21 protein-coding genes and 2 riboswitches are annotated in these 24,122 nt (G+C 68.0%); of the genes, 5 read left to right on the top strand and 16 right to left on the bottom strand.

The window, feature by feature from the left end; genetic code table 11:
• Positions 1 to 11 precede the first annotated feature (11 nt).
• Positions 12 to 1,163: a homoserine O-acetyltransferase gene (locus tag VUN84_05295; GenBank protein ID XAS65086.1), complete on the bottom strand. Its 1,152-nt coding sequence runs from the start codon at positions 1,161 to 1,163 to the stop codon at positions 12 to 14.
• An 11-nt stretch (positions 1,164 to 1,174) separates the two neighbouring features.
• A riboswitch (SAM riboswitch) is annotated at positions 1,175 to 1,290 on the bottom strand.
• Between the two features lie 84 nt (positions 1,291 to 1,374).
• Entirely contained in the window at positions 1,375 to 2,691 is a 1,317-nt protein-coding gene (locus VUN84_05290; protein XAS65085.1) for a bifunctional o-acetylhomoserine/o-acetylserine sulfhydrylase, read from the bottom strand.
• A gap of 61 nt (positions 2,692 to 2,752) precedes the next feature.
• A riboswitch (SAM riboswitch) is annotated at positions 2,753 to 2,868 on the bottom strand.
• Between the two features lie 197 nt (positions 2,869 to 3,065).
• On the opposite strand from VUN84_05290, the gene VUN84_05285 reads away from it, so the two are divergent.
• On the top strand, positions 3,066 to 3,704 hold the full coding sequence (locus VUN84_05285) for a VOC family protein (GenBank protein ID XAS65084.1): 639 nt from the start codon (positions 3,066 to 3,068) through the stop codon (positions 3,702 to 3,704).
• 123 nt (positions 3,705 to 3,827) lie between these two features.
• On the opposite strand, the gene VUN84_05280 is transcribed toward VUN84_05285, so the two are convergent.
• Positions 3,828 to 4,583 carry a CPBP family intramembrane glutamic endopeptidase gene (locus VUN84_05280; GenBank protein ID XAS65083.1) on the bottom strand — a complete coding sequence of 252 codons (756 nt, stop codon included), beginning with the start codon at positions 4,581 to 4,583 and terminating at the stop codon, positions 3,828 to 3,830.
• 88 nt (positions 4,584 to 4,671) lie between these two features.
• Between VUN84_05280 and VUN84_05275 the strand changes: the two genes are divergently transcribed.
• The gene (locus tag VUN84_05275; GenBank protein XAS65082.1) at positions 4,672 to 5,352 is read left to right on the top strand and encodes a histidine phosphatase family protein; all 681 of its coding nucleotides are present in this window, start codon (positions 4,672 to 4,674) and stop codon (positions 5,350 to 5,352) included.
• On the opposite strand, the gene hutI is transcribed toward VUN84_05275, so the two are convergent.
• The 4 genes from hutI to tdh all read right to left on the bottom strand — a co-directional run bounded on the left by hutI (position 5,349) and on the right by tdh (position 10,078).
• On the bottom strand, positions 5,349 to 6,557 hold the full coding sequence (gene hutI, locus VUN84_05270; GenBank protein ID XAS65081.1) for an imidazolonepropionase: 1,209 nt from the start codon (positions 6,555 to 6,557) through the stop codon (positions 5,349 to 5,351). The two genes, VUN84_05275 and hutI, sit on opposite strands and share 4 nt — an antisense overlap.
• Positions 6,558 to 6,568: 11 nt before the next feature.
• Entirely contained in the window at positions 6,569 to 7,681 is a 1,113-nt protein-coding gene (locus tag VUN84_05265) for an FAD-dependent oxidoreductase (GenBank protein XAS65080.1), read from the bottom strand.
• 85 nt (positions 7,682 to 7,766) lie between these two features.
• The gene (locus VUN84_05260; GenBank protein XAS65079.1) at positions 7,767 to 8,981 is read right to left on the bottom strand and encodes a glycine C-acetyltransferase; all 1,215 of its coding nucleotides are present in this window, start codon (positions 8,979 to 8,981) and stop codon (positions 7,767 to 7,769) included.
• A 50-nt stretch (positions 8,982 to 9,031) separates the two neighbouring features.
• Positions 9,032 to 10,078: an L-threonine 3-dehydrogenase gene (gene tdh, locus VUN84_05255; GenBank protein ID XAS65078.1), complete on the bottom strand. Its 1,047-nt coding sequence runs from the start codon at positions 10,076 to 10,078 to the stop codon at positions 9,032 to 9,034.
• 158 nt (positions 10,079 to 10,236) lie between these two features.
• Between tdh and VUN84_05250 the strand changes: the two genes are divergently transcribed.
• Entirely contained in the window at positions 10,237 to 11,145 is a 909-nt protein-coding gene (locus VUN84_05250; GenBank protein XAS65077.1) for a LysR family transcriptional regulator, read from the top strand.
• A 16-nt stretch (positions 11,146 to 11,161) separates the two neighbouring features.
• Here VUN84_05250 and gatB read toward each other — a convergent pair whose 3' ends face one another.
• The 4 genes from gatB to VUN84_05230 all read right to left on the bottom strand — a co-directional run bounded on the left by gatB (position 11,162) and on the right by VUN84_05230 (position 16,181).
• A complete protein-coding gene (gene gatB / locus VUN84_05245) occupies positions 11,162 to 12,667 on the bottom strand; it encodes an Asp-tRNA(Asn)/Glu-tRNA(Gln) amidotransferase subunit GatB (protein XAS65076.1) in 1,506 nt (501 codons plus the stop codon).
• A complete protein-coding gene (gene gatA, locus VUN84_05240) occupies positions 12,667 to 14,241 on the bottom strand; it encodes an Asp-tRNA(Asn)/Glu-tRNA(Gln) amidotransferase subunit GatA (protein XAS65075.1) in 1,575 nt (524 codons plus the stop codon). The genes gatB and gatA overlap by 1 nt, the downstream gene beginning before the upstream one ends.
• 4 nt (positions 14,242 to 14,245) lie before the next feature.
• Positions 14,246 to 14,542 carry an Asp-tRNA(Asn)/Glu-tRNA(Gln) amidotransferase subunit GatC gene (gene gatC / locus VUN84_05235; GenBank protein XAS65074.1) on the bottom strand — a complete coding sequence of 99 codons (297 nt, stop codon included), beginning with the start codon at positions 14,540 to 14,542 and terminating at the stop codon, positions 14,246 to 14,248.
• Between the two features lie 169 nt (positions 14,543 to 14,711).
• A complete protein-coding gene (locus VUN84_05230; protein ID XAS65073.1) occupies positions 14,712 to 16,181 on the bottom strand; it encodes a CitMHS family transporter in 1,470 nt (489 codons plus the stop codon).
• A gap of 157 nt (positions 16,182 to 16,338) precedes the next feature.
• On the opposite strand from VUN84_05230, the gene VUN84_05225 reads away from it, so the two are divergent.
• Positions 16,339 to 18,078, top strand: coding sequence for a sensor histidine kinase (locus VUN84_05225; GenBank protein ID XAS65072.1), 1,740 nt, complete (start codon positions 16,339 to 16,341; stop codon positions 18,076 to 18,078).
• Positions 18,071 to 18,742 carry a response regulator gene (locus VUN84_05220; GenBank protein XAS65071.1) on the top strand — a complete coding sequence of 224 codons (672 nt, stop codon included), beginning with the start codon at positions 18,071 to 18,073 and terminating at the stop codon, positions 18,740 to 18,742. Before VUN84_05225 ends, VUN84_05220 begins: the two co-directional genes overlap by 8 nt.
• A gap of 18 nt (positions 18,743 to 18,760) precedes the next feature.
• On the opposite strand, the gene VUN84_05215 is transcribed toward VUN84_05220, so the two are convergent.
• The 5 genes from VUN84_05215 to VUN84_05195 form a co-directional block, all read right to left on the bottom strand.
• Positions 18,761 to 19,282: a hypothetical protein gene (locus VUN84_05215; protein ID XAS65070.1), complete on the bottom strand. Its 522-nt coding sequence runs from the start codon at positions 19,280 to 19,282 to the stop codon at positions 18,761 to 18,763.
• Positions 19,283 to 19,344: 62 nt separating this feature from the next.
• The gene (locus VUN84_05210) at positions 19,345 to 19,881 is read right to left on the bottom strand and encodes a GNAT family N-acetyltransferase (protein ID XAS65069.1); all 537 of its coding nucleotides are present in this window, start codon (positions 19,879 to 19,881) and stop codon (positions 19,345 to 19,347) included.
• A 90-nt stretch (positions 19,882 to 19,971) separates the two neighbouring features.
• Positions 19,972 to 20,808, bottom strand: coding sequence for an inositol monophosphatase family protein (locus VUN84_05205; GenBank protein ID XAS65068.1), 837 nt, complete (start codon positions 20,806 to 20,808; stop codon positions 19,972 to 19,974).
• On the bottom strand, positions 20,805 to 23,168 hold the full coding sequence (gene ligA / locus VUN84_05200) for an NAD-dependent DNA ligase LigA (GenBank protein XAS65067.1): 2,364 nt from the start codon (positions 23,166 to 23,168) through the stop codon (positions 20,805 to 20,807). Before ligA ends, VUN84_05205 begins: the two co-directional genes overlap by 4 nt.
• Positions 23,125 to 23,937, bottom strand: a complete 813-nt coding sequence (locus tag VUN84_05195) for a protein phosphatase 2C domain-containing protein (GenBank protein ID XAS65066.1) — start codon at positions 23,935 to 23,937, stop codon at positions 23,125 to 23,127. The genes ligA and VUN84_05195 overlap by 44 nt, the downstream gene beginning before the upstream one ends.
• Positions 23,938 to 24,122 lie beyond the last annotated feature (185 nt).

Here is a 24,122-nt window from a genome sequence, read left to right as displayed (position 1 = left end):
CTGCTGCCGGACTACCCGAAGAAGTACTGCTTGAGCTGGGCATCAAGCTGGCCGATCTCGGTCAGGAAGCCATCATGGCCGATCGGGGCCTCGATGGTGTGCACCGGAACTTTGCCTGGCAGGGCCTCGGCGAGCGCTTGGGTCTGGGTCGGGAAGTACAGGCGGTCCGAGTCGACTGCTGCCAGCAAAAATTCGGCGGTGGCCGGGGCCAGGGCCTCCGCGAGGGTGCCGCGGCCCCGGCTGATGTCGTGGCTCATCAGCGCCTCGGTGATGGCGATGTAGCTGTTGGCGTCGAAGCGTCGGACCAGCTTGTTGCCTTGATGGTCAAGGTAGCTTTCCACCTGGTAGCGCCCGCGTCCGGCGAGGGATCCGGCTTCCAGCGGAGCCTCCGAGTCCTGGGCGTTCCGGCCGAAACGGCCGTCGAGTTCGGCAGCCGAGCGGTAGGTGATGTGCGCGATCCGCCGGGCCAGGGCCAGGCCCGCTACCGGTTCCGGCCCGCCGTAGTAGTCCCCGCCCTTGAAGTTGGGGTCCTGCCGGATGGCGAGCGTTTGCGCCTGGGCGAACGCTATTTGTTCTGCGGTGCTGCTGGGGCCGACGGAGAACACGCCGCAGCGCTGGACCCGGTCCGGGTGGCTGACGGCCCACTCCAGGGCGCGGGCGCCGCCCAGGGATCCGCCCAGCACGGCGTACCAGCTTCGGATGCCCAGGGCGTCCGTGAGCCGGGCCTCAGCCTCTGTAGTGTCCCGCAACGTCACGAGCGGGAAGCGTGAGCCCCACGGTTTTCCGTCGGGCGCCGTCGACGAGGGCCCGGTGGAACCGTAGCAGCCGCCAAGGATGTTGATGGAGACCACGAAGTATCTGTCTGTGTCCACCGGGGCGCCCGGTCCCGCCAGTTGCTCCCACCAGCCGGGTTCGTCGCTGTCGCCCCGGGTGACGTGGGTGTCCCCCGTGAGGGCATGTTCGATCAGGACCGCGTTCGAGGCCTCCGCGTTGAGGGTGCCCCAGGTCTCGAAGCCGAGGATGACCTCGGGCAGTGTGGAGCCGCATTCGAGCGCGAGGGATCCGATGGGTAAGTACTGGACGGTCCCGTCAGGAACGGAGCCGTCCGGGGCGGAGGAGGGCTTGCTTGCGGGGGCACCGGTGCGGGTGACGGCAATCGTCATGTGAGGACCTAACTTCGCGCTTGCCCGCCGTCAGCTGACCGGCGGGCCAGGTCTTCACCCGGGGCACCCCGCCGCAAAAGGAGGGTTGCCGGCCAGCAAGCCGGGGCTGTCACTGGCACTCATGACCTCCCCTGAGTCTACGAAACCGGTTGCCGGAATGGCGAAGATTGTGACTTCCATGTGACAGCCGGGCCCCTCAGCCCCGAATGGATCAGGCGGTCTTGGCTGCCCGGAAGCCGGCATCGAGGTCCGCGATGATGTCATCGATATGCTCAAGCCCCACCGAGAGCCGGACCAGGCCGGGGTGGACGCCGGCAACGGCCTGCTGCTCCGGGGAGAGCTGGCTGTGCGTGGTCGACGCCGGGTGGATGACCAGGGAGCGCACGTCGCCGATGTTTGCCACGTGCGAGTGCAGTTCCAGGGCGTCGACGAAGCGCTTTCCGGCGTCCGCTCCCCCGGCGAGGTTGAAGGAGACGACGGCGCCTGTCCCCTTGGGCCCGTACTTGCGGCCGCGCTCGTACCAGGGGCTGGACGGCAGCCCGGCATAGGCAACGGATTCGACGTCGTCGCGCGCTTCCAGCCATCCGGCCACCTTGACGGCGTTGGCGACGTGCCGTTCCATCCGCAGGCTGAGGGTCTCGATGCCCTGGGCGATGAGGAAGGCATTGAACGGGGAGACGGCGGAGCCGAGGTCCCGCAGCAGCTGGACGCGGGCTTTGAGGATAAAGGAGAGGTTGGCGCCGAGGGCACCGTCCGCACCGAGGTCGCGGGCGTAGACCAGGCCGTTGTAGGTGGTGTCCGGGGTGTTGAAGCCGGGGAACCGCTCCGGGTCCTTGCTGAAGTCGAAGTTGCCGGAGTCCACGATGACGCCGGCGATCGCCGTTCCGTGACCGCCAAGGTACTTGGTGGCCGAATGCACCACAATGTCCGCGCCCCACTCAATGGGCCTGATGAGGAACGGCGTGGACAGGGTGTTGTCCACTATCAACGGCACTCCGGCTTCATGGGCCACCTGGGAGATGCCCTCAATGTCCAGCACGTCCTGGCGCGGGTTGGAGACCGCTTCGCCGAAGAACAGCTTGGTGTTGGGCTGCACCGCATTCCGCCATTGCGCCAGGTTGTCCGGGTCCGCCACGAACGTTACGGAGATACCGAACTTCTTCAGGGTGTGTGCCAGCAGGTTGTACGTGCCGCCATAGAGGCTGGGGCTGGCCACCACATGGTCCCCGGCCTCGGCGACGTTCAGGATCGCGAGGGTTTCCGCGGCCTGTCCGGAGCTGAGCAGCAGTGCTGCGAGTCCGCCTTCCAGGCTGGCCACGCGCTGCTCCACAGCGTCCTGGGTGGGGTTGCCGATCCTGGTGTAGATCGGCGCCAGTTCGGCCAGCGCGAACCGGTTGGCGGCGCTCTCGGCACTGGGGAAGACAAACGACGTCGTCTGGTAGATGGGCAGCGACCGGGCGCCGGTGGCGCTGTCCGGCTCCTGGCCGGCGTGGATCTGGCGGGTTTCAAAGGACCAGGCACTGGACATGGGACAACTCCTAAAGGTCCGGGCACAGTCTGCCCGCAGCCTTCCGGCCCGGGCGGCACTGGCGCCGCGCTTGCCCCCCGGCGGGCGCCGGACGGCCAGGTCTTCACCCGGGGCACCCCACCGCGAGACGAGGGTTGCCGGCCAGCAAGCCGGGGCCGTGCGCTGGCACTCATGACCTGACCCCAGTCTAGGAACCGGTTCAGGCCGTGGATAGCTTTGTGACGAACATGTCATGGCCGGGGAGCCGTCCCGGGCGGCGCTTCCTGTCATCGTGGCGACCCCGCGAGCCCTGTGAAAGCCGTCCCGCCGGTCATCCCCTCCCGGTTAGGGCACCCTAAGCTGAGAGGCGCATCACAAAGTGCCAAGATGAGGGCATGCGCATGGATCACGTCTCTTACGCCTGTGAACAAGATGGCCTCGCTGCCACCACCAAACGAATTGCGTCTGCCCTCGGCGTCGAAGCCGTGAAGGGCGGAGTCCACCCCCGGTTCGGGACCCGCAACATGATTATCCCGCTCGCGGCACACAAGTACGTTGAGGTGGTGGAGGTGCTGAACCATCCCGCCTCGGACAAAGCTCCCTTCGGCCAGGCTGTCCGCGCCCGGTCGGCGGCGGGCGGCGGGTGGATGGGCTGGTGCGTGGAAGTGGACGATCTCGCCCCGTTCGAGGAGCGGCTGGGACGCGCCGCTGTCAACGGCAACCGCAAGTTTCCGGACGGCCGCGAACTGGTCTGGAAACAGATCGGCATTCTCGGCCTCATCGCCGATCCCCAGGTCCCTTACATGCTGAAATGGGAAGGCGATCCGGAACTCCACCCGTCCAAGGCCTACGAGAGCAACGTCAAGATGTCCGCCCTCACCATCGCCGGCTCCGCAGAGCGCGTCACCGAGTGGCTCGGCGTTCCGGTGGAGAAGCCGCTGGAGGATGTGGCCGTGAACTGGCTCGCTCCGCGCGGTACACCGGGCATCCTTTCTGTCACCTTCGAGACGGCCTCCGGAGCAGTCACCATCTGACGCTTTTCCGCCCCAACACTTCGGCCGCCATCAGCGGGTGCCAATGGCGCCACCCCCCGATGGCGGCCGAATTCGTTAAACGCCGGTCCCGGGAACCACCGGGGTCGTGGAGCCAACGAACCCTCAGCCCAGGCCGATCGCCTTGCCGAACAGACTGAAGCCGACGAACGCCACGATGTCCAGCACGGCGTGCGCGATCACCAGCGGCATCACCCGGCGGGTCCGGGTGTAGATGAGCGCGAAGATGACGCCCATGATGGCGTTGCCGACGAAGGGACCGAAGCCCTGGTACAGGTGGTAGCTGCCACGCAGCATGGAGCTCGCAAAAATTATCAGGGGGACGCTCCAGCCGAGCTTGCCCAGCCGGTCCACCAGGTAGCCCACCACGATCACTTCCTCCACGATGCCGTGCCGGACCGCGGAGAGGATGAGCACCGGCACCGTCCACCAGTAGGAGTCCAGCCCACTGGGGATAATCGCCGTCGTCATCCCCAGCGCCCGGCCTGCGGCGTAGAGACCCAGCGACGGGATTCCGATGAGCGCGGCCAGGCCCAGGCCCTGGAGCAGGTCCTTGCCGGGGCGCGCGAAGGTGAACCCAAGCTTGCCGCAGGCTGCGGCGGCCGTGCGGTGTTCGGCGAGGAAATAGATCACCAGTGCCACGGGCACCAGGGCAAAGATGATGTCCAGCAGCTGGTAGGTGAGGTCAAAGTACTCCCGGGTGCTTTGCGAGCGGTTCAGCGTGGAGGTCGCTTCCGCCAGGGGAGCCCGGGTCATTTTGTCCAGCAGTTGCACCACCGAATACACGGCTGACTGCCCCAGCGACAGGCCCAAAACTATCCACACTTCTATCCGCAGCCGACGGCGCGAGGGAACCAACATGTTCCTATCTTGCCCGCAGATACCGGTAGTTTCCTGAAACCGCTTGTTGCCACAGGATGCGCGCCGGCCGGGCCTATGCTTGGTGGTTATGAGTGCGCCCGGAAAAATCATTATGATCCGGCACGGCCAGTCCGCGGCCAACGCCGATACCTCGATCTATAACAGGGTCCCGGATTACCGGATCCCGCTGACGGAGCTCGGCATCGAACAGGCCCGGGCGGCCGGCGAAGAGGTCCGGCGGCTGCTGGACGGCACGCCGGTCTGCGTCTACGTCTCGCCCTACCTGCGGGCCTACCAGACCCTGGAGGCGCTCAATCTCGGCCCGCTGGTGGAGCGGGTGATCGAAGAGCCGCGGCTGCGCGAGCAAGACTGGGCCAATTTCCAGATCACCGGCGAAATTGAGGACCAAAAGGAACTCCGCAACGCCTACGGCCACTTTTTTTACCGGTTCCGGGAGGGCGAGTCCGGCTCCGATGTCTATGACCGGATCTCCTCCTTCATGGAAACGCTGTACCGCCACTGGTCCCGGCCGGACTACGCACCCAACGCTTTGTTCGTGACCCACGGGCTGACGATGCGGCTGTTCTGCATGCGCTGGTTCCATTGGTCGGTGGAGTACTTCGAGTCCCTCAACAACCCCGACAACGCCGAGGTCCGCACCCTGCACCGCAGCACGGACGGCAAGTACGAGCTGGATAAGCCGTTCAGCCAGTGGGAGCCCAGACGGGTCGATGAAACCGTCCTGGATGCCCCGCCGATGTTCTTCTAGCGGGCGCGTACCCCGGCCCGCCAGACGGCGTGCGTCAACGGCATGCCGGGCCGGTAGGCCAGGTGGGTGGCGGACGGGGCGTTGAGAAGGTGGAGGTCCGCGCGGTGCCCGACGGCGATCGAGCCGACACCGCGTTCGCCGTCGGCGTCCTTCCCGGATTCCCGGCCGAGGGCCAGCGCCCCGCCGTACGTGGCCGCGCGCACGGCCTCGTGGACACTGAGCCGCATCTGCAGCACGGCCGTGGTGACGCCGAACGCCATCGAACTCGTGTAGGACGTGCCCGGGTTGCAGTTGGACGCCAGCGCGAGCTGGACACCGGCGTCGAGCAGCTCCCGGCCAGGTGCCAGCGGTTGCCGGGTGGACAGGTCGCAGGCCGGCAGGCACGTGGCCACCGTCCCGCGGCCGGCGCCTCCGCCGGTGTCCCAGCCGGACCAGCTGGCGGCAAGGGCGTCGATGTCGGCGCCGGAGAGGTGGTTCACGTGGTCCACGCTGGCCGCGCCGAATTCCACCGCGAGCCGCACCCCGGGGCCCTCCCCCAGCTGGTTGCCGTGCACCCTCAAGCCCAGTCCCGCGTCCTTGCAGGCCTGGAGCACCCGCCGGGACTGGTCCTCGGTGAAGGCCCCCTGCTCGCAGAAGACATCGGCCCAGCGCACAAACGGCCGGACGGCGGATAGCATGGGGCCGCAGACCAGCTCGGTGTAGCCCTCAGCGTCCATTCCTGCCGGCACCAGGTGCGCGCCAAGGTAGGTGACCTCGTCAGCCACGGTGGAGGCAATCCGGGCGCTGCGGGCCTCGTGCTCCACGTCCAGGCCGTAGCCGGTCTTGGTTTCGAGGTAGGTGGTGCCCTGGGAGACGGCCTCGGCGACCCGCCCCATGGCCAGGCGGGTGAGGTCGAAGTCACTGGTGGCCCGGGTGGCCTCCATGGTCACGGCTATGCCGCCGGCGCTGTAGTTCTCCCCCGCCATCCGGGCTTCGAATTCGGCCGTCCGGTCGCCGGCGAAGATCAGGTGGGTGTGCGAGTCGACCCAGCCCGGCAGCATGGCGCGGCCGCCCGCGTTGACGGCTTCGTCGGCGGCGGGCGCGTCAGCGGCCCGGCCCAGCCAGGCGATGCGTTCGCCCTCAATCACCACGGCCGCGTCCTTGAGGACCCGGTGTTCGAGGTCCTGGGTCATCAGCTCGGCAAGGTTGGTGATCAGGGTGCTCATGGGTCCATTCTTCAGGGCCGGATGGACCAGCGCGTGGCCGCCAGCGCCTCCGCTGTCCGGGATGCCGGACCGGGGGTTGCTGCCTTGCCGGTGCCCTGGCCTGCGAGGATCAGCCTTGCGGCCAGCTCGGCGATGCCGGAGGACGTCTGGAAGCCGTAGCCGCCCTGTCCGGCGAGCCAGAAGAACCCGGCGGCTTCGGCGTCGAATCCCACGACCGGGATGCCGTCGGCAGCCTCGGTCCGCAGCCCGGTCCAGGCCCGGCTGATGGTGCCGATCCCCATCGTCGTGACGGTGTTGAGTTGAGTGATCAGCGCCTCGATGTCCCCGGGGTTCGGCCGGGCGTCTTCGGGGCCGCTCGGCACCGTTTCGGACGGCGAAATCAGCACCTGCCGCCGTCCGTCGGGCCGGAAGTAGAAGCTGTCGGTCGATGCCACCATCGGACAGCCTTGCGGCAGGGGATGTTCGACGTCGACAATCGCGGCCGTGCGCCGGTAGGGCTGCAGGCCGAGCTTTTCGACGCCGCTAAGTACCGCCAGTTCGTCCGCCCAGGCACCGGCGGCATTGACCACGACGGCGCTCTGCAGGGCTTCCTGCCCGGCACCGAGCTCCCAGCCTGACCCGAGGCGCTGGGCCGAATGGACCTTGGCGCCGGTGATAATGTCCACGCCGCCTTCGACGGCCCGCTCCCGGTGGTCTTCGAGCAGCAGGGAGGCGTTGCAGGCGAAGGATCCCGAATCCAGGCCGGCAGCGGTAAACGAGTCCGGCTTCAGCGCGGGACAGATCTCCAGCGCCTCGGCGTGGCTGATCCGCTGCATGAACCCGCTGGCCTGTTCCAGGACGGCGTCCTCGTCTCCGATCAGCATGAACCGGCGTGGCGAGAGCACGGGTTCGGGCCGGGTGCCCTCGTGGATGCCGATAAGTTCCAGCGTGCGCATGGTCAGCTCCCGGACCACGGGCGGGCCGTAGCTGGGAATCAGCTGCCGGGCCGAGCGCGCGGAGGTGTGGTAGCCCAGGGACTGCTCGGCTTCGAGCAGGGCCACGCTGCATTTCCCGGCAAGGGCGGAGGCAAGGGACAGGCCGGCAATGCCGCCGCCGACGATCACAACATCGTATTTCGCTGACATGCCTCCATCCTTGCACCCCGCAGGAGGTCCCGTCAGTAGTTTCGCGGCGGCGCCCGGATCCGGCCCGGCTGCGGTGCGGATCCGGCTACGCGGCGGCGTCCACCGCGGCCCGGCTGCGCACGAACGCCTGCACGCACTCCTCGACGTCTTCGGCGCTGTGCGCGGCCGAGAGCTGGACGCGGATCCGGGCCGCCCCCTTGGGCACCACCGGGTAGCTGAAAGCCGTGACGAAGACACCGTTGTGCAACATGGCGTCCGCCACCTTGGCGGCCATCACGGCATCTCCGAACATCACCGGCACAATGGCGTGCTCGCCCGGGAGCAGCCCGAAGCCTTCCTCGGACATCCGGCGCCGGAACAGGGCCGCGTTGGCGAAGAGTTTGCTGCGCAGTTCGCCGGAGTTCTCCACGAGGTCCAGGGCCTTGAGCGTCGCCGCGACGATGGCCGGGGCCAGCGAGTTGGAGAACAGGTAGGGACGGGCCTTCTGGCGGAGCATGGCGACGACTTCACGGCGGCCGGAGACGTACCCGCCGGAGGCGCCGCCCAGGGCTTTGCCGAAGGTGCCGGTGTAGATGTCCACCCGGTCCGAGACGCCGGCGTGCTCCGGGGTGCCGGCCCCGCTGGCGCCCATGAAGCCGACGGCGTGGGAATCATCCACCATGACCATGGCGTCATATTTTTCGGCGAGGTCGCAGATGGCTTCGAGCGGGGCAAGGAAGCCGTCCATGGAGAAGACGCCGTCCGTGACGATGATCTTGCGGCGGGCCGGGTTCGCCTGGGTGCTGGCCTCGACTAACTTGGCCTCCAGGTCCGCCATGTCCTGGTTCGCGTAGCGGAAGCGCTGGGCCTTGCAGAGCCGGATGCCGTCGATGATCGAGGCGTGGTTCAGCGCGTCGGAGATGACAGCGTCCTCCGGCCCGAACAGCGATTCAAACACACCGCCGTTGGCGTCGAAGCAGCTGGAGAACAGGATGGTGTCCTCGGTGCCGAGGAACCTCGAGACACGCTCCTCAAGGGCCAGATGCAGGTCCTGGGTGCCGCAGATGAACCGGACGCTGGCCATGCCGAAGCCGCGCTCGTCCATCGCGGACTTGGCGGCTGCGATGATGTCCGGGTGGTCCGCGAGACCCAGATAGTTGTTGGCGCAGAAATTCAGCACGTCCGCGCTGGAGCCGCCGATTTGGCCGGCTTTGATGTGGTTGGCCTGCGGCGAGTCAATATGACGCTCGGTCTTGAACAGGCCGGCGCTGCGGATCTCGTCCAGCTCGTGCTGCAACTGGTCCTTGATGGCTGAATACATTTCGGTGGGCTCCTCAGTTGGTGGGTCGGTGTGGCCTGGCGATCGGCGGGTTAGAAGCAGGTCCAGTCGAGGACCACCTTGCCGCCCACTCCGGCGCGGGCGACGTCGAAGCCCTTCTCCCAGTCGGTGGCCGGCAGGGTGTCCGTGACCACGGCAGAGATGTTGGCGCGCAGGACCGGGTTGGAGGACAGCATGGCGCTCATCGCGTACCAGGTCTCAAACATTTCCCGGCCATAAATGCCCTTCATGGTCAGCATATGCGTGACCACTTTGCCCCAATCAATGTCGATGGACTGACTGGGCAGTCCCAGCATCGCGATCCGGCCGCCGTGGTTCATGTTCTCGATCATCTCAGGCAGCGCTGTGGGGTGCCCGGACATTTCCATGCCGATGTCGAATCCCTCGCGCATGCCCAGCTCGCGCTGGGCGTCCTTGACCCGGGTCGTGGAGACATCGATCGCGAGGTCCACGCCAAGGCTTCGGGCCAGTTCCAGCCGCGGAGCAGAGACGTCGGTGATGGCGATCTTGCGGGCGCCGGCATGGCGGGCCACGGCGATGGCCATCAGCCCGATGGGCCCGGCGCCGGTGATGAGCACATCCTCGCCGACCAGAGGGAAGCTCAGCGCGGTATGGACGGCGTTGCCGAAGGGGTCAAATATGGCTCCCAGTTCCGGAGTGACGGAGGGGTCCTGGTGCACCCAGACGTTGGTCTCGGGAATCACGACGAACTCTGCGAACGCGCCGTCGCGCTGGACGCCGACGCTGACGGTGTTGATGCACATCTGCTTGCGGCCTGCCCGGCAGTTGCGGCAGATGCCGCAGACGATATGGCCTTCGCCGGAGACCCGGTCACCGACCTTGACGTCCAGGACGTCACCGCCGGCCTCCACGACTTCGCCGTAGAACTCATGCCCCGCGATCAGGGGGGCATTGATGATGCCCTGCGCCCACGCGTCCCAGGACTGGACGTGCAGGTCGGTACCGCAGATCCCGGTGGTCAGCACGCGGATTTTGACCTCGCCCGGGCCGGTTTCCGGTTCCGGCCGGTCCACCAGTTCGAAACCGGCATGGGCGCCTGCCTTGTAAAGAGCCTTCATGGGCCTTCCTAACTGCGCCCGTGGCCAGGCACCTTCGGTCCGCTGCCGCGGCAGCGCATGGGAGTCAACTTCCCCCATTAGAGCCGCTGGAACGCATTAGTACAACCGGGATTTTCTCAATCGACGGTTAAGCCCAGCCTTGTGCATAGACTGGCTGCATGGAAATCCACCAGCTGGAAATGCTCCGCGAGCTTGGCGCGCTGGGGAGCGTCAAGGCCGTCGCCGAAACCCTGCTCGTTACCCCGTCGGCGGTGTCCCAGCAGCTGGCAGCCCTGCAGAGATCCGTCGAGGTGCCGCTCACCCGCAAGGAAGGCAGGAACCTGGTCCTGACCGAGGCGGGGCAGGTGCTGGCGGACGCCGGAGCCGCCGTCGTCAGCGCCATGGCCGATGCGAGGACGGCACTCGGCGCGTACCACGGCTCGCCGGTGGCGCCGGTGACGCTGAGCGGGTTCCACAGTGCCGGCCAGGCCCTGTTCGCCCCGCTCGCCCGGCTGCTCGCCGGGCCGGGGCAGCCGCGGATCCTGCTCACGGACGAGGACGTGGCGCAGCAGGATTTTCCGGCCCTGACGGCCCGGTATGATCTGGTGCTGGCCCACCGGATGGACCACAGCCCGCGCTGGCCCGAGGAGCGGGTGGCGGTGATCCCGCTCGCCCATGAGCCGCTGGACGTGGCCTTGCCGGCCGGGCACCGGCTGGCCGGGCAGCGGGCGGTGACGGCGGACGACGTCGTCGGCGAACCCTGGGTGACCAGCCGTGCAGGCTACTCCCCTGCGGACGTGCTCTCCGCCGTCGCTGCCGTCTCCAGCCGGGAGCTGAACATCGTCCACCGGATCAACGACTACTCCACCGTGGCGGCACTCGTGGTGACCGGGAGCGTGATCGGGTTGCTGCCACGGTACACGGCCCGGCCGGTGCTGAGTCCGGATATTGTGCTCCGGCCCTTGGAAGGCATCAGCACCCGGCGGCGGATCGACATCCTCGCCCGTCCGGAGAACCTTAAACGCAGATCGGTCATGATGGTCTGCGACGCGTTGCAGGCCATCATGACCGATCTGGTGGGCGGCTAGGGCCTAGCCGCCGACGCTAACCTTCGACGCCGAGGCGCTGCAGGATCAGTTCACGGACCCGGCCGGCGTCGGCCTGGCCGCGCGTGGCCTTCATGACGCCGCCCACAATGGCGCCGACCGCCTGGATCTTGCCCCCGCGGATCTTGTCCGCGACGCCGGGCTGGGCAGCGAGGGCCGCGTCGATGGCCTCGAGCAGGGGGCCGTCGTCGGAGACCACGGCCAGGCCGCGCTTGGCCACGATTTCCGCCGGGGTGCCCTCGCCGGCCAGTACGCCGTCGAGGACCTCGGTGGCCATCTTGTTGTTGATCTTGCCGTCCTCGACCATCGTGTTCAGTTCCACGATGGTCGTCGGTGCGACGCCGAGCTGGCCGGGGTCGACGTCGGCGTTCTTGGCACGCCCCACGATCTCGCCCATCCACCACTTGCGGGCCACGGTCGCGGTGGCACCGGCGGCAATGGTTTCCTCGATTTCATCCATCACGCCGGCGTTGACGACGTCACGGAACTCCAGGTCCGAGTAACCCCAGTCGGCCTGCAGGCGCTTGCGGCGCGCGGCCGGCGGCTCGGGCAGGGTGGCCCGGAGCTCCTCAACCCATTCCCGCGACGCGAGAATCGGCACGAGGTCCGGTTCCGGGAAGTAACGGTAGTCGTCGGCGTCGGACTTGGGCCGGCCCGAGGTGGTGGAGCGGGTGTCTTCGTGCCAGTGGCGGGTTTCCTGGATCACCGGTTCGCCGGAGTCCAGCACGGCGGCGTGTCGCTGGATCTCGTACCGGACGGCGTGTTCGACGGCGCGCAGCGAGTTGACGTTCTTCGTTTCGGAGCGGATGCCGAAGCGTTCGCGGCCGTGCGGGCGCAGCGAGACGTTGGCGTCGCAGCGGACGTTGCCGCGCTCCATCTTCGCATCCGAAACACCGAGGTTCTTGACGATCTCGCGGACCGCGGCCACGTAGGCCTTGGCGAGTTCGGGTGCCCGGCTGCCGGCACCCTCGATCGGCTTGGTGACAATCTCGACCAGCGGCACACCGGAGCGGTTGTAATCCACGAGGGAGTAATCCGCGCCCTGGATGCGGCCGGTGGCGCCGCCCATGTGGGTGAGCTTGCCGGCATCCTCCTCCATGTGGGCGCGTTCGATTTCGACGCGGAACATGGTGCCGTCTGCGAGCTCAATGTCCAGATAGCCGTCGTACGCGATGGGCTCGTCGTACTGGGAGGTCTGGAAGTTCTTCGGGGTGTCCGGGTAGAAGTAGTTCTTCCGGGCGAAGCGGCAGGTTTCAGCGATCTTGCAGTTCAGCGCCAGGCCGATCTTGATGGAGGATTCAATCGCGGTCTTGTTCACCACGGGCAGCACGCCGGGCATGCCCAAATCCACCTCGTTGACGTTCGTGTTGGGCTCGTCGCCGAAGACGTTGGGAGCCGAGGAGAACATCTTGGTCTTGGTGTTGAGCTCGACGTGGACCTCGAAGCCCAGGACGGGATCGTACTTCTCCATCGCCTCTTCGAAGCTGAGGGTTGCATCAGTCATTAGCGGGAACCTCCGTGGCTCAGGGCGGCGTTGCGGGGGGAAGTGCCGGCGGCGTCCGTCAGTGAAGGAGCACGGTCCAGCAGCGGGCCGCCCCACTGGGCCTCCAGCAGGGATTCAAGGACTGCGCCGACGCGGTACAGCCGGGCGTCCCGGCGGGCCGGGGCGAGCAGCTGGACGCCCACCGGCAGGCCGTCCTCCTCGGCCAGGCCGCCGGGCAGGGAAAGCCCGGGTACGCCGGCCATGTTGGCGGGAATGGTGGCAACGTCGTTGAGGTACATCGCCAGCGGATCGCTGAGCTTCTCACCGAGCTTGAAGGCCGTGGTGGGCGCCGTCGGGGAAATCAGCACATCGGCCTGGGCGAACGCGGCGTCGAAGTCGCGCTGGATCAGGGTGCGCACCTTCTGGGCCGAGCCGTAGTAGGCGTCGTAGTAGCCGGCGCTCAGCGCGTAGGTGCCCAGGATGATGCGGCGCTTGACCTCGTCGCCGAAGCCCGCGGCGCGGGTGGCAGCCATGACGCGTTCGATCGTCATCGGGCCGTCCTCGGGCAGGGCCCGCAGGCCGTACCGGACGCCGTCGAACTTGGCGAGGTTGGAGGAGGCCTCCGAGGGCATGATCAGGTAGTAGGCGCCCAGCGCGTATTTGAAGTTGGGGCAGGAGACCTCAACGATTTCCGCGCCGGCGGCCTTGAGCAGCTCGAGGGATTCGTTGAAACGCTTCTCGACGCCGGCCTGGTAGCCCTCGCCGTGCAGTTCCTTGATAATGCCGATCTTCATGCCCCGCACGTTGCCCATCGACGCGGCGGCCACGAGGTCCTCGAGCGGGTCCGGCAGCGAGGTGGAGTCATGCGGGTCGTGCCCGCCGATGACCTGGTGCAGCAGGGCGGAGTCGAGCACGGTGCGCGAGACCGGGCCGATCTGGTCCAGTGAGGAGGCCATGGCGATGGCACCGTAGCGGGACACGCCGCCGTAGGTGGGCTTCACTCCGACGGTGCCGGTAACGGCGCCGGGCTGGCGGATGGAGCCGCCGGTGTCGGTGCCGAGGGCCAGCGGGGCCTCGAAGGCCGCGACGGCGGCAGCGGAACCGCCGCCGGAGCCGCCAGGAATCCGGTCCAGGTCCCAGGGGTTGTGGGTGGGGCCGTACGCGGAGTGCTCGGTGGAGGAGCCCATCGCGAATTCGTCCAGGTTGGTTTTGCCCAGGATGGGCATTTTGGCGGCGCGCAGGCGCTTGACCACGGTGGCGTCGTAGGGGCTGTGCCAGCCTTCGAGGATCTTCGAGCCGGCGGTGGTGGGCTGGCCGACGGTGACGATCAGGTCCTTGACGGCGATCGGCACACCGGCGAGGGCGTGCAGCTCGTTGGCGGCGGCGCCCCCGGCGGCGCGGATTGCGTCCACCTCGGCGGCGACGGCGAGCGCCTCGTCCGTGTTGACGTGGAGGAAGGCGTGGACCTTGCCGTCGACGGCGGCGATGCGGTCCAGATGGGCCTGGGTGACCTCGACGGCGGTGACCTCCCGGGCGGCGAGCTTGCTGGCCAGCGTCGCGGCGGAGGAGCGGATCAGTTCGTTGTTCTCAGTCATGCTCTTAGCCCTCATCCAGGATTGCCGGGACCTTGAAGCGGCCCTCGTACGCGTCGGGGGCGCCGGAGAGTGCCTGCTCGGCGGTGAAAGTGTGGCCCACGATGTCCTCACGGAACACGTTCGTCAGCGGGATGGGGTGGGACGTGGCCGGGACATCATCACCGGCGGCAACACTTACAGATTTCACTGAATCGACGATGACGGCGAGTTCGCCGGCCATCCGGTCCAGCTCTTCAGCACTCATCTCGATGTGCGCGAGTCGCGCGAGATGCGCGACGTCGTCGCGGTTGATCGCAGCCATGGATCTCCCCTGCAGGTAAAGGATTATTTTCCGTCCCAGTCTACGTGGGTTCGGGGTCGCCGCCGTCCGGCCCGTCACCGCCGCGCTACCGGCACCGAACGAGACTGTCGGGTCCGGAAAATCTCCGAATTCGACAGTCTCGTTGTTTTTTGTGGTGCTCGTGGGGTTGTCAGCCGATGCCGATGGCTCCGGTGAGGACTCCGACTCCCAACATGATCAGGGAGATGACCGCGGTGCGCCAGAGGACCTTCTTGTGGTGGTCGCCCAGGTCCACCTTGGCGAGGGAAACCAGCAGCAGGATCGCGGGGACCAGGGGGCTCTGCAGGTGGAACGGCTGGCCGGTGATGGACGCGCGGGCCATGTCCGCGGCGCTGACGCCGTAGTGGGCCGCGGTCTCGCTGAGCACCGGCAGTGCGCCGAAGTAGAAGGCGTCGTTGCTCATGAAGAACGTCATGGGGATGCTCAGCACGCCGGTAATGATGGCCATGAACGGACCCATGTCGGCGGGGATGATGGCGACGAGCCATTCCGACATCGCCTTGACCATGCCGGTGCCGTTGAGGACGCCGGTGAGGACTGCCGCGGCCATGACCATACTCACGACGGCAACGATCGACGGGGCGTGCGCGATGAGCTGGGCGCCCTGGTCCTTGACCTTCGGGAAATTGACCAGCAGGGCGATGGCGGAACCCACCATAAAGACGAATGGGAGCGGAATGATGTTGGCGACGAGCGTGACCATGACGGCAACCGTCAGGCCGAGGTTGAACCAGAACAGCTTGGGACGCAGTGTCTTGCGGTTGGGGTCCAGTGCGGTGTCCGCCATGGCGGAATCGCGGTCGTCGACCAGGTCCTCGGTGCGTTCCAGGACCGCGACGGAGGAACCGCCCGCTGAGGGGCTTCCGGCGGCGGGGGCGCCCCCGGCAGGGCCGGAGGACTTGCGGCCGAAACCGAAGCGGCCGGCGCCGCCCAGCGGCGAGCCGCCGTCGAACGTGTCAGCGGTACCCCAAATTTCCGGCGCGGCGCTGCGCAGCCGGTTGCGTTCCTGCAGGCCCAGGAGCCAGGCGAAGACGAACACGACGATGAGTCCTGCGATCAGCGACGGAATCATGGGAACAAAGACGTCGTTGACGTCAAGCTTCAGCGCGGTGGCTGCACGGGCGGTGGGGCCGCCCCACGGCAGGATGTTCATGGTGCCGTTGGCCAGCCCGGCGACGCAGGTCAGGACCACGGGGCTCATCTTGAGGCGGAGGTAGACCGGCAGCATGGCCGCGGTGGTCAAAATAAAGGTGGTGGAGCCGTCGCCGTCGAGCGAAACCGCGGCGGCGAGGACGGCGGTGCCGAGGACCACCTTGGCGGGGTCGTTGCCGAGTTTGCGCAGGATGAACCGCACCAGGGGGTCGAAGAGCCCGACGTCGATCATCAGGCCGAAGTAGATGATGGCGAACATGAGCAGGGCTGCCGTGGACGTCATTGATTTCATGGAGTCCATCACCATGGGGCCGATGCCCAGCCCGGCGCCGGCGAAGAGTCCAAAGACGGTGGGGACGAGAATGAGCGCCAGGACCGGCGTCAGCTTCTTCGTCATGATCAGCACCATGAATACCGCGATCATGGTGAATCCTAGTAATACCAGCACGGCCGGCTCCTTCGTTGTTGTACGCACCACCCCGGTGTGATGCGTACAACAGACGTTAGAGTGGCGCACGTCACGGCCGGGCCTTTGCCTCCCTTGATTGGCATACTGCTTGTTGGACGCATTTTGCGCATTGTGCTCACACCCAAGGAGGTCCGCTGTGCTCCGTTCCACCGTCCGGAGTTTCACCGGCCGCGCTCCCCTGCGGTTTTCCACCCAGACCGTGTTGCTTCAGCTGGCGGTGGTGGTGCTGGTGGTGCTCCTGACCAGCGCCGTCCACGGCTGGCTGACCTACGACCGGTTGGGACGCGAGGCGGAGAACCAGGCCCTGACGCTGGCCCGGACCGTAGCCTCGGACCCGCAGGTGCGGGTGGATGTCCAGGACATCAGCGCCCGGCCCGGCACTCCCCCGGCCGCTGAACTCCTGGCCGGGCCCCTGATGGCCGCGGCAGAGGGCGCCCGCACCCGCACCGGCGCGCTGTTTGTGGTGATCACCGACGAGACCGGCTTGCGGCTGGCGCACCCGGACGCCGAGCGGCTGGGCGAACGGGTCAGCACCGACCCTTCCGAAGCCCTCTCCGGCAAGGACGTCACTACCCGGAACACCGGAACCCTCGGTCCCTCGGCCGGCGCCAAGGTACCGGTGTACGCCCCGGACTCGAACACCGTGGTGGGCGAGGTCAGCGTGGGCTACTCCACCGAGACCATCGGCCAAAGCCTGGCCCGGGACATCGTTCCGATCGCCCTGACCGCCGCCGGTGCGTTGCTGGTGGGCGTCCTCGCCTCCTTCCTGCTGCGCCGGCGCCTCCAGCGGCTGACACTGGGCCTGGAACCGGAGGAAATCAGCACTTTGGTCCACGACCAGGTGGCGGTCCTGCAGGGCGTCGACGACGGCGTAATTGGCGTCGCGGCGGACGGCCGGATCAGCGTTTTCAACTCCGCCGCCCGGCGCCTGCTGGGCCGGCCCGATCTCACCGGAACGCCGTGGGCAGAGGCAGAGGTGCCCGCCCCGCTGCTGCGGCTCACCCGGGCGGACGCTGCGGAAGGCGACGCGGTGGAGTTCGTCGCCGGAGGCCGGGTGCTGGTGGCGAGCGCCCGGAAGGCGCTGCACGGCCGCGAGGACCTGGGTTGGGTTCTCATGCTGCGGGACCGGACCGAGCTCCAGCAGCTGACCCGCCAGCTCGACGCCGTGGGCACCCTGTCCGCCGCCCTCCGGGCCCAGCGGCACGAGTTCGCCAACCAGGTGCACACCATTGCCGGCTTTCTCAGCCTTGGACAGCCCCAGCAGGCCCGCGACTACCTGGCCCGGCTGGCCGCCACCGGACCGCTGAAATTCCCGGTGGACCAGGCCGAGCTGCTCCAGGACCCTTACCTGCAGGCCTTCCTGGGCGCCAAGGGCGTGGAAGCGGATGAACGCGGCGTGAGCCTGCGTCTCGGCCCTGAAACGCTGGTCCGGGGCCAGGTCACCGAACCGCAGGAAGTCACCACGGTCCTGGGGAACCTGATCGACAACGCCGTGAACGCCGCCGTCGGCGGCTCGGCGCCGGAGCGCTGGGTGGAGGTGGAGGTACTCGACGAGCCCGGCGCCGGCGGCGGCACGCTGCTGATCGTCGTCGGCGATTCCGGCGACGGGCTGCCCGACGCGCCCGGCGACCGGGCAGTGGACGACCGTGCAGTGGGCGACGACGCGGTGTTTGCCGAGGGATTCAGCACCGCAAAACGCCCGGCCCGGGCGGGTGCCGGGCAGGGGCTCGGCCTCGCCCTGGCCCGCCAGCTGGCGCGCCGCCGCGGCGGGGACGTGCGGGTCCTGGACCGCGGTTCAGCGGGAGGACCCGGGGCGGTGTTCATGGCGACGCTGCCGGGAACCATCCAATTCAACGAAAAGGACAACGATGTCTGAGGATTTCCGGGTGTTGATTGTGGACGACGACTTCCATGTCGCCAAGCTGCATGCAGCCTATGTGGATTCCGTGGCAGGGTTCCTGGCGCTGGCGCCCGCCGGTTCGGCGTCACAGGCACTGCAGGCCATCCATAGCCTGCGCCCGGACCTGGTGCTGCTGGATGTCTACCTGCCCGACGCTTCCGGCCTGGATTTGCTCCACCAGCTGGACGTGGACACCATGATCCTCAGCGCCGCCTCGGATACTGCCTCGCTCCGGGTCGCGTTCCGGCGCGGCGCACTGGGCTACTTGCTGAAGCCGTTCACGGCCGAATCCCTCTCCCGGCAGCTGCGCTCCTACGCACGATACCGGCGGATCCTGGCCCAGCCGGGGAACGCCACCCAGGACACGGTGGAGCGGGCCAAGCGCGCGCTCATTCCGGGGGACGTCCCGGTCACGGCCAAACCGCGGTCCGCCACGGAAGCGGCCGTCCTGGAATCGCTCGAACCGGATGAGCAGTATTCGGCGGCCGAGGTCGCCGCCCGGGTGGGAGTGTCCCGGGCCACCGCCCAGCGGTACCTGTCAGCGCTCGCGGACGACGGCGCCGTCGACATCCAGCTGCGGTACGGCAGCACCGGGCGGCCGGAGCACCGTTACGGACTCCCGCCCGGCACCGGTACCTGATGCGGCCCGGCAACGCTGTCAGTTGCTGATATCCCCGCTCTTGCGGAAGGCGTTGCTGCGGGCGTGCTCGTGAACGCGGCTGAGGGCCTCAATCTGGGACCGGGCGTCGTCCGCGAGCGCGGTGAACTGGGCGGGGTCCAGCCCCAGCTCGGGTGCCAGTTCCGTCAGGGTCTGCCAGCCGCCGAGCTTACCCAGCACCGCTGCGCGCATCAACTCCGCCTCCAGCACCATGGTCATCGGGGACCGGCGCACGATGCGCCCGTTGAGCTTGAGCCGGCCGACGTGCTCGGCCACCCACGCAGCCGCCTGGCGGTGCGGCCGCTGCCGCAGGCCCAACTGGCGGATCAGGGCGCGAAGCTCGGCCCGCTCCCGGGTGATCTCCTCGCTGACGCGGGAAATGTCGGCCGACACCGGGGTGTCGGCAAAGGCCGCCGCCATGCGCTGGATCCGGGATACGCCGGCGGTGGAGCCGGTCAGGTGGTCCGAAAGGTAGAGGCCGAGGAGCTTCCCGTCGAGTGAATCGGGGATGTGCGCTGCCATGGTTCCTCCAGATTACGTGCGCGCCAACATGCTTCGATGAACCCAAACCCTACCCCAACGCATCAGCGGCCCTCCCCGGCACTTGCCGTTCCGCCTGCGAGCTCCTGGCGGTAGACGAGCAACTTGATGTCCGTGTCCGGCACGATCCAGTCGCGATCCGGTGCCCGTTGGAAACCGGTTTTGAGGTACAGCCCATGGGCGCTTTCCCAGGTCAGGCCGGTGGTCAGGGCCACGGCGTTGATTCCCGGCAACACCCGGGCATGGTCGAGGATGGCGTGGACCATGGCCTTGCCCGCCCCGCTGCGCTGGACGGCGGGGTCCACCACGAGCATCCGGAATTCCAGCTCATCGCTCAGGGCAATGTCCGCGTAGGGTTCGCCGGCGACGGCCAGCGTCACGGAGCCCACAACGCGCCCGGCGCGTTCGGCTACCCAGATGGTGGCGTGAGCGGCCCGCCGGGAGACGTCCTGGATTTGGCGCATGTACGGGTGGTCTGCGCTCTCGAAATAGCCTGCGGCCAAGTAGGCATCTGTGGTGATGCGCGCGATGGCGTCGTAGTCGGCGGGAACCGCGGAACGGATGAGGATCTGGGAATGCACGTGTCCATGCTACGGGCGGGTGCGCCACTCCGGTCCCCGGACACCGGTTTTCTGTGATTGAACTATCAAAACAGCGTCTGCCGCAGCCGGTTACAGCGGGAATTTGCCGGCGAGCTCCAAGGTCCCGGCGCAGGTCCAGGCGGCGAGGCGTTCGTCGTCGGAGGGTCCGCCGGCGAGCGGGCTGGTCAGCCGGGGGCGGCGGACCCAGCACCCGGCCTCCTCGGCGATCAAGGCTCCCGCGGCGAAGTCGTGTTCGTTCAGGCCGCGTTCACCGTAGGCATCATGGGTGCCGTCCGCGACGAGGCAGAGGTCCAGGGCGGCTGAGCCGAGGCGGCGGACGTCGGCGAAGCCGTCCATGATGCTGCCCAGACCGGCCGCCTGTTCGGCCCGGACGCCGGGGTGGTAACTGAATCCGGTAGCCAGGATCTGTCCGGTGCGCCCGGCGACCGGACCGGACAGCTGCGTCAGCCTGCCGGCCTCCTTCAGCCACGCGCCCTGGCCACGGAGGGCATAGTACGTCCGGCCCAGGGCCGGAGCGTTCACGACGCCGGCCAGCCAGACGCCGTCGGGGTCCGCGACGGCCACCGACGTGGCGTAGTACACGATGTTGCGGATGAAGTTGGTGGTGCCGTCGAGAGGGTCAACGGACCAGCGGTAGCCGCTGGGCGAAGCGGGCAGGACGGTGCCGCCTTCCTCCCCGGTGATGGTGTCGAACGGCCGCGCCGCGGTGATGACGTCCCGGACGGCGGTTTCCGCGGCGAGGTCGAAGGCGGTCACCCAGTCCCCGGAGTCGCCCTTGTTGCTGACGTCCAGGCCGGCTGCGTTCCGGCCGGCCAGGACGTGGGCCCCGGCGGCTGCCGCCCGCTGCGCGAGGTCCAGCAACGCGGCCGGACGGTCGCCGGACCCGGCCGGGTGTGCGGCACTCACTCGGGGACCACCTCCTGATGGTTTTCTTCGGCGTCCTCGCGGGCACCGTCGCCTTCGCCGCTGCCGGCGGGGTCCCCGGCAGCTGCGCCGGCGGCGGCCCCAGGGTCCCCGGCAGGGGCCGCCGGGCCGTCGGCGAGGAGGGCGCGGAAGCCGTCCTCATCCAGGACCGGCACGCCGAGCTGTTCGGCCTTGTCCAGTTTGGTGCCTGCGTTGTCGCCGGCCACCAGGAAATCAGTTTTCTTCGACACGGAGCCGGCAGCCTTGCCGCCGCGGATCAGGATGGCTTCCTTCGCCTCGTCCCGGCTGAAACCCTCCAGGCTCCCGGTCACCACGATTGTCAGGCCCTCCAGCGTCCGTGGCCTGGACTCGTCGCGTTCGTCCTGCATCCGGACGCCGTCGGCCGCCCAGCCGTCCACGATCTCGCGGTGCCAGTCCTCGGTGAACCATTCGGTCAGAGCGGCCGCGATCACCGGCCCGACGCCGTCGACGTGCGCAAGCTCCTCCTCGGAGGCCTGCCGGATGGCGTCCATGCTGCCGAACGCCGTGGCGAGGGCGCGGGAAGCGCGGGGTCCGACGTGCCGGATGGACAGCGCCACCAGAACCCGCCAGAGCGGCTGGGCCTTGGCCTTCGCCAGCTCGCGGAACAGCTTCTCGGTGCTGGCCGTGGGCTTGGACGGCGTCTTCGCGCTGCCTCGGCTGTAGAAGTACGGCACCAGCTCAAACTCGCCGGTGGCGACGCCCTTGGACCGTTTTTCGCGCCGGATGCGCACGTCCGCGAGGTCTTCGGGCTTGAGCCGGAACAGATTCGCCTCGGTGGTGAGCGGTGCTGTGTCCGGCTCGGCGGGCTGGGTCAGGGCGATGGCAGCTTCCCAGCCGAGGGCTTCGATGTCGAAGGCACCGCGGCCGGCGAGGTGGAACACCCGTTCGCGCAACTGCGACGGGCAGGACCGGGCGTTGGGGCAGCGGATGTCCACGTCCCCCTCTTTGGCCGGCGCCAGCGGCGTGCCGCAGGCAGGGCATTCGGTGGGCATCACAAATTCGCGGACCGGCGGATCCTGCTCCCCGCGCAGGGCCAGGACGGGGCCCACGATCTCCGGAATGACGTCCCCGGCTTTGCGCAGCACCACGATGTCACCGATCATGACGCCCTTGGCCTTGACCACCTCCTGGTTGTGCAAGGTGGCCATCTCCACAGTGGAACCGGCCACCTTGACCGGTTCCATCAGGCCAAACGGGGTCACCCGGCCGGTGCGGCCCACGTTGACCGCGATGTCCAACAGTTTGGTGTGGACTTCCTCGGGCGGGTATTTGTAGGCGACGGCCCAGCGTGGAACCCGGGAGGTATAGCCGAGGGCCCGCTGGGTGCCGAAGTTATCGACCTTGACTACGATGCCGTCGATCTCGTGGGCCAGGCTGTGGCGTTTGTCGCCGTACCGGGTGATGAATTCCAGCACCTCCCGCAGCCCTGGAAGGACCTCGGTGTACGGGCTGGTGGGCAGTCCCCATTCGGCGAGCTGCCGGTACGTGTCCGACTGGCTGGCCGTTTCGAGGCCGTCGCGGGCGCCGATGCCATGCACGTACATCCGCAGCGGACGCTTGGCGGTCTCGGCCGGGTCCTTTTGGCGCAGCGAACCGGCGGCGGCGTTGCGGGGGTTGGCCAGGGGTGCCTTCCCGGCTTCGATCAAGGCCTCGTTGAAGTCGGCAAAGGCCCTGGATGGAATGAAGACCTCGCCCCGGACCTCCAGCTCGGCCGGAAAGGCGGTGCCATGGAGCTGCTGCGGGATTTCCTTGATGGTGAGGACGTTGTGGGTGATGTCCTCACCCGTGGTGCCGTCGCCGCGGGTGGCGGCCCGGACCAGCACGCCGTCGCGGTACAGCAGGTTCACGGCGAGGCCGTCGATCTTGAGCTCGGTGAGCCAGGCCGGCGCACCGTTGCCCTGCTTGGCGATGTTGGCCTCGGCCTTGGCGATCCAGGCCTCCAGTTCCGCCAGGGAGAAGACATCCTCCAGGCTGTACATGCGTTGCAGGTGTTCGACGGCGGCGAAGGCCGCGGACACTTCGCCGCCCACTTCCTGGGTGGGGGAATCGTTGGCCACGAGTTCCGGGTGCATGGCCTCGATGATTTCCAGCCGGCGGTAGAGGTCGTCGAATTCGGCGTCCGAAATGACGGGCGCGTCCTCCTGGTAGTACGCGCTGCGGTGCTTGCGCACCTCCTCGACGAGGACCTGGTATTCCTCGCGCACGGCGTCCGAGGGGGGTTGGGTCTGGGCTTCTGCTGCAGTGTTCCCTGTGCTCACAGACCTATCCTGCCCTAGATCACTGACATTGTCCGGTGACCGGCGCCGCCGTATCGCCGACATCGGCCGCGTCAAGGACAATGCAGGTGACGTTGTCCCGGGCGCCGCTGCGCAGGGCCGACTGGATGAGTTCATCCACGGCTGCCTGGGGGTCGGGGCGGGAGCGGAGGATCCTGGCGATGTGTTCGTCGTCGAGTTCGCCGTTGAGCCCGTCGGAGCAGACCAAGATCCTGTCGCCTTCGGCCATGGGCAGCAGCCAGTAGTCGGCCTCGACGGCATCCCCGGTGCCCAGTGCGCGCGTGACGACGTGACGGCGGGGGTGCACGGCCGCCTGGGCCGCAGTGATCTGGCCCGCGTCCACGAGTTCCTGGACCTCGGAGTGGTCGACGCTGACCTGCCGAAGCTCCCCGTGGCTGAGGCGGTAGGTCCGGGAATCGCCCAGGTTCAGGACCAGCCAGCAGGGGGAACCCGTCTGCTCCACCACCACGACGCCGGAGAGTGTGGTGCCGGCCCTGGCCCCGGTGGCCTCCCGGATGCTTTCATCGGCCATTTGCAGGAGTTCCTGCACGTCGGCGGCGGTGGTGTTCCGCGCACCGGCCGCCTGCTGCGGGATCCGGGCAAGAGTCCGAACGCAGATACCGCTGGCGACCTCGCCGGCCTCGTGGCCGCCCATGCCGTCTGCGACGGCAAAGACGGGGTCGGAGGCTATGAAGGAATCCTCGTTCGTTTCCCGGCGCAGGCCACGGTCGGTGCCGTAGCCGACGTTGAGCCGAACGGCCGGGGAAGGGGTGGAGGAGGCGGGGGGCGGAACGGCGGCCGGCTGGGAGTTCATGCCTGTCCTAGGTAGAAGGGGCGTTCCCCGAAGTGGACGGTGGAATCTGGTCGGACGCGGGCGGGCGCCAGGTCAAGCGTGTCCGGCATTGGAATCTCCCCCTTGGACGCTGCCCGGGCTGGGCTCGTCATTACCGGGATACTACCGGGGATCGGCGCGGCAGGGGGAAGGACCGGGCGGTGTTT

It is taken from the genome of Micrococcaceae bacterium Sec5.8 (assembly GCA_039636775.1).
Classification (GTDB): domain Bacteria; phylum Actinomycetota; class Actinomycetes; order Actinomycetales; family Micrococcaceae; genus Arthrobacter.
This window is presented reverse-complemented; position numbering and strand designations above follow the sequence as displayed.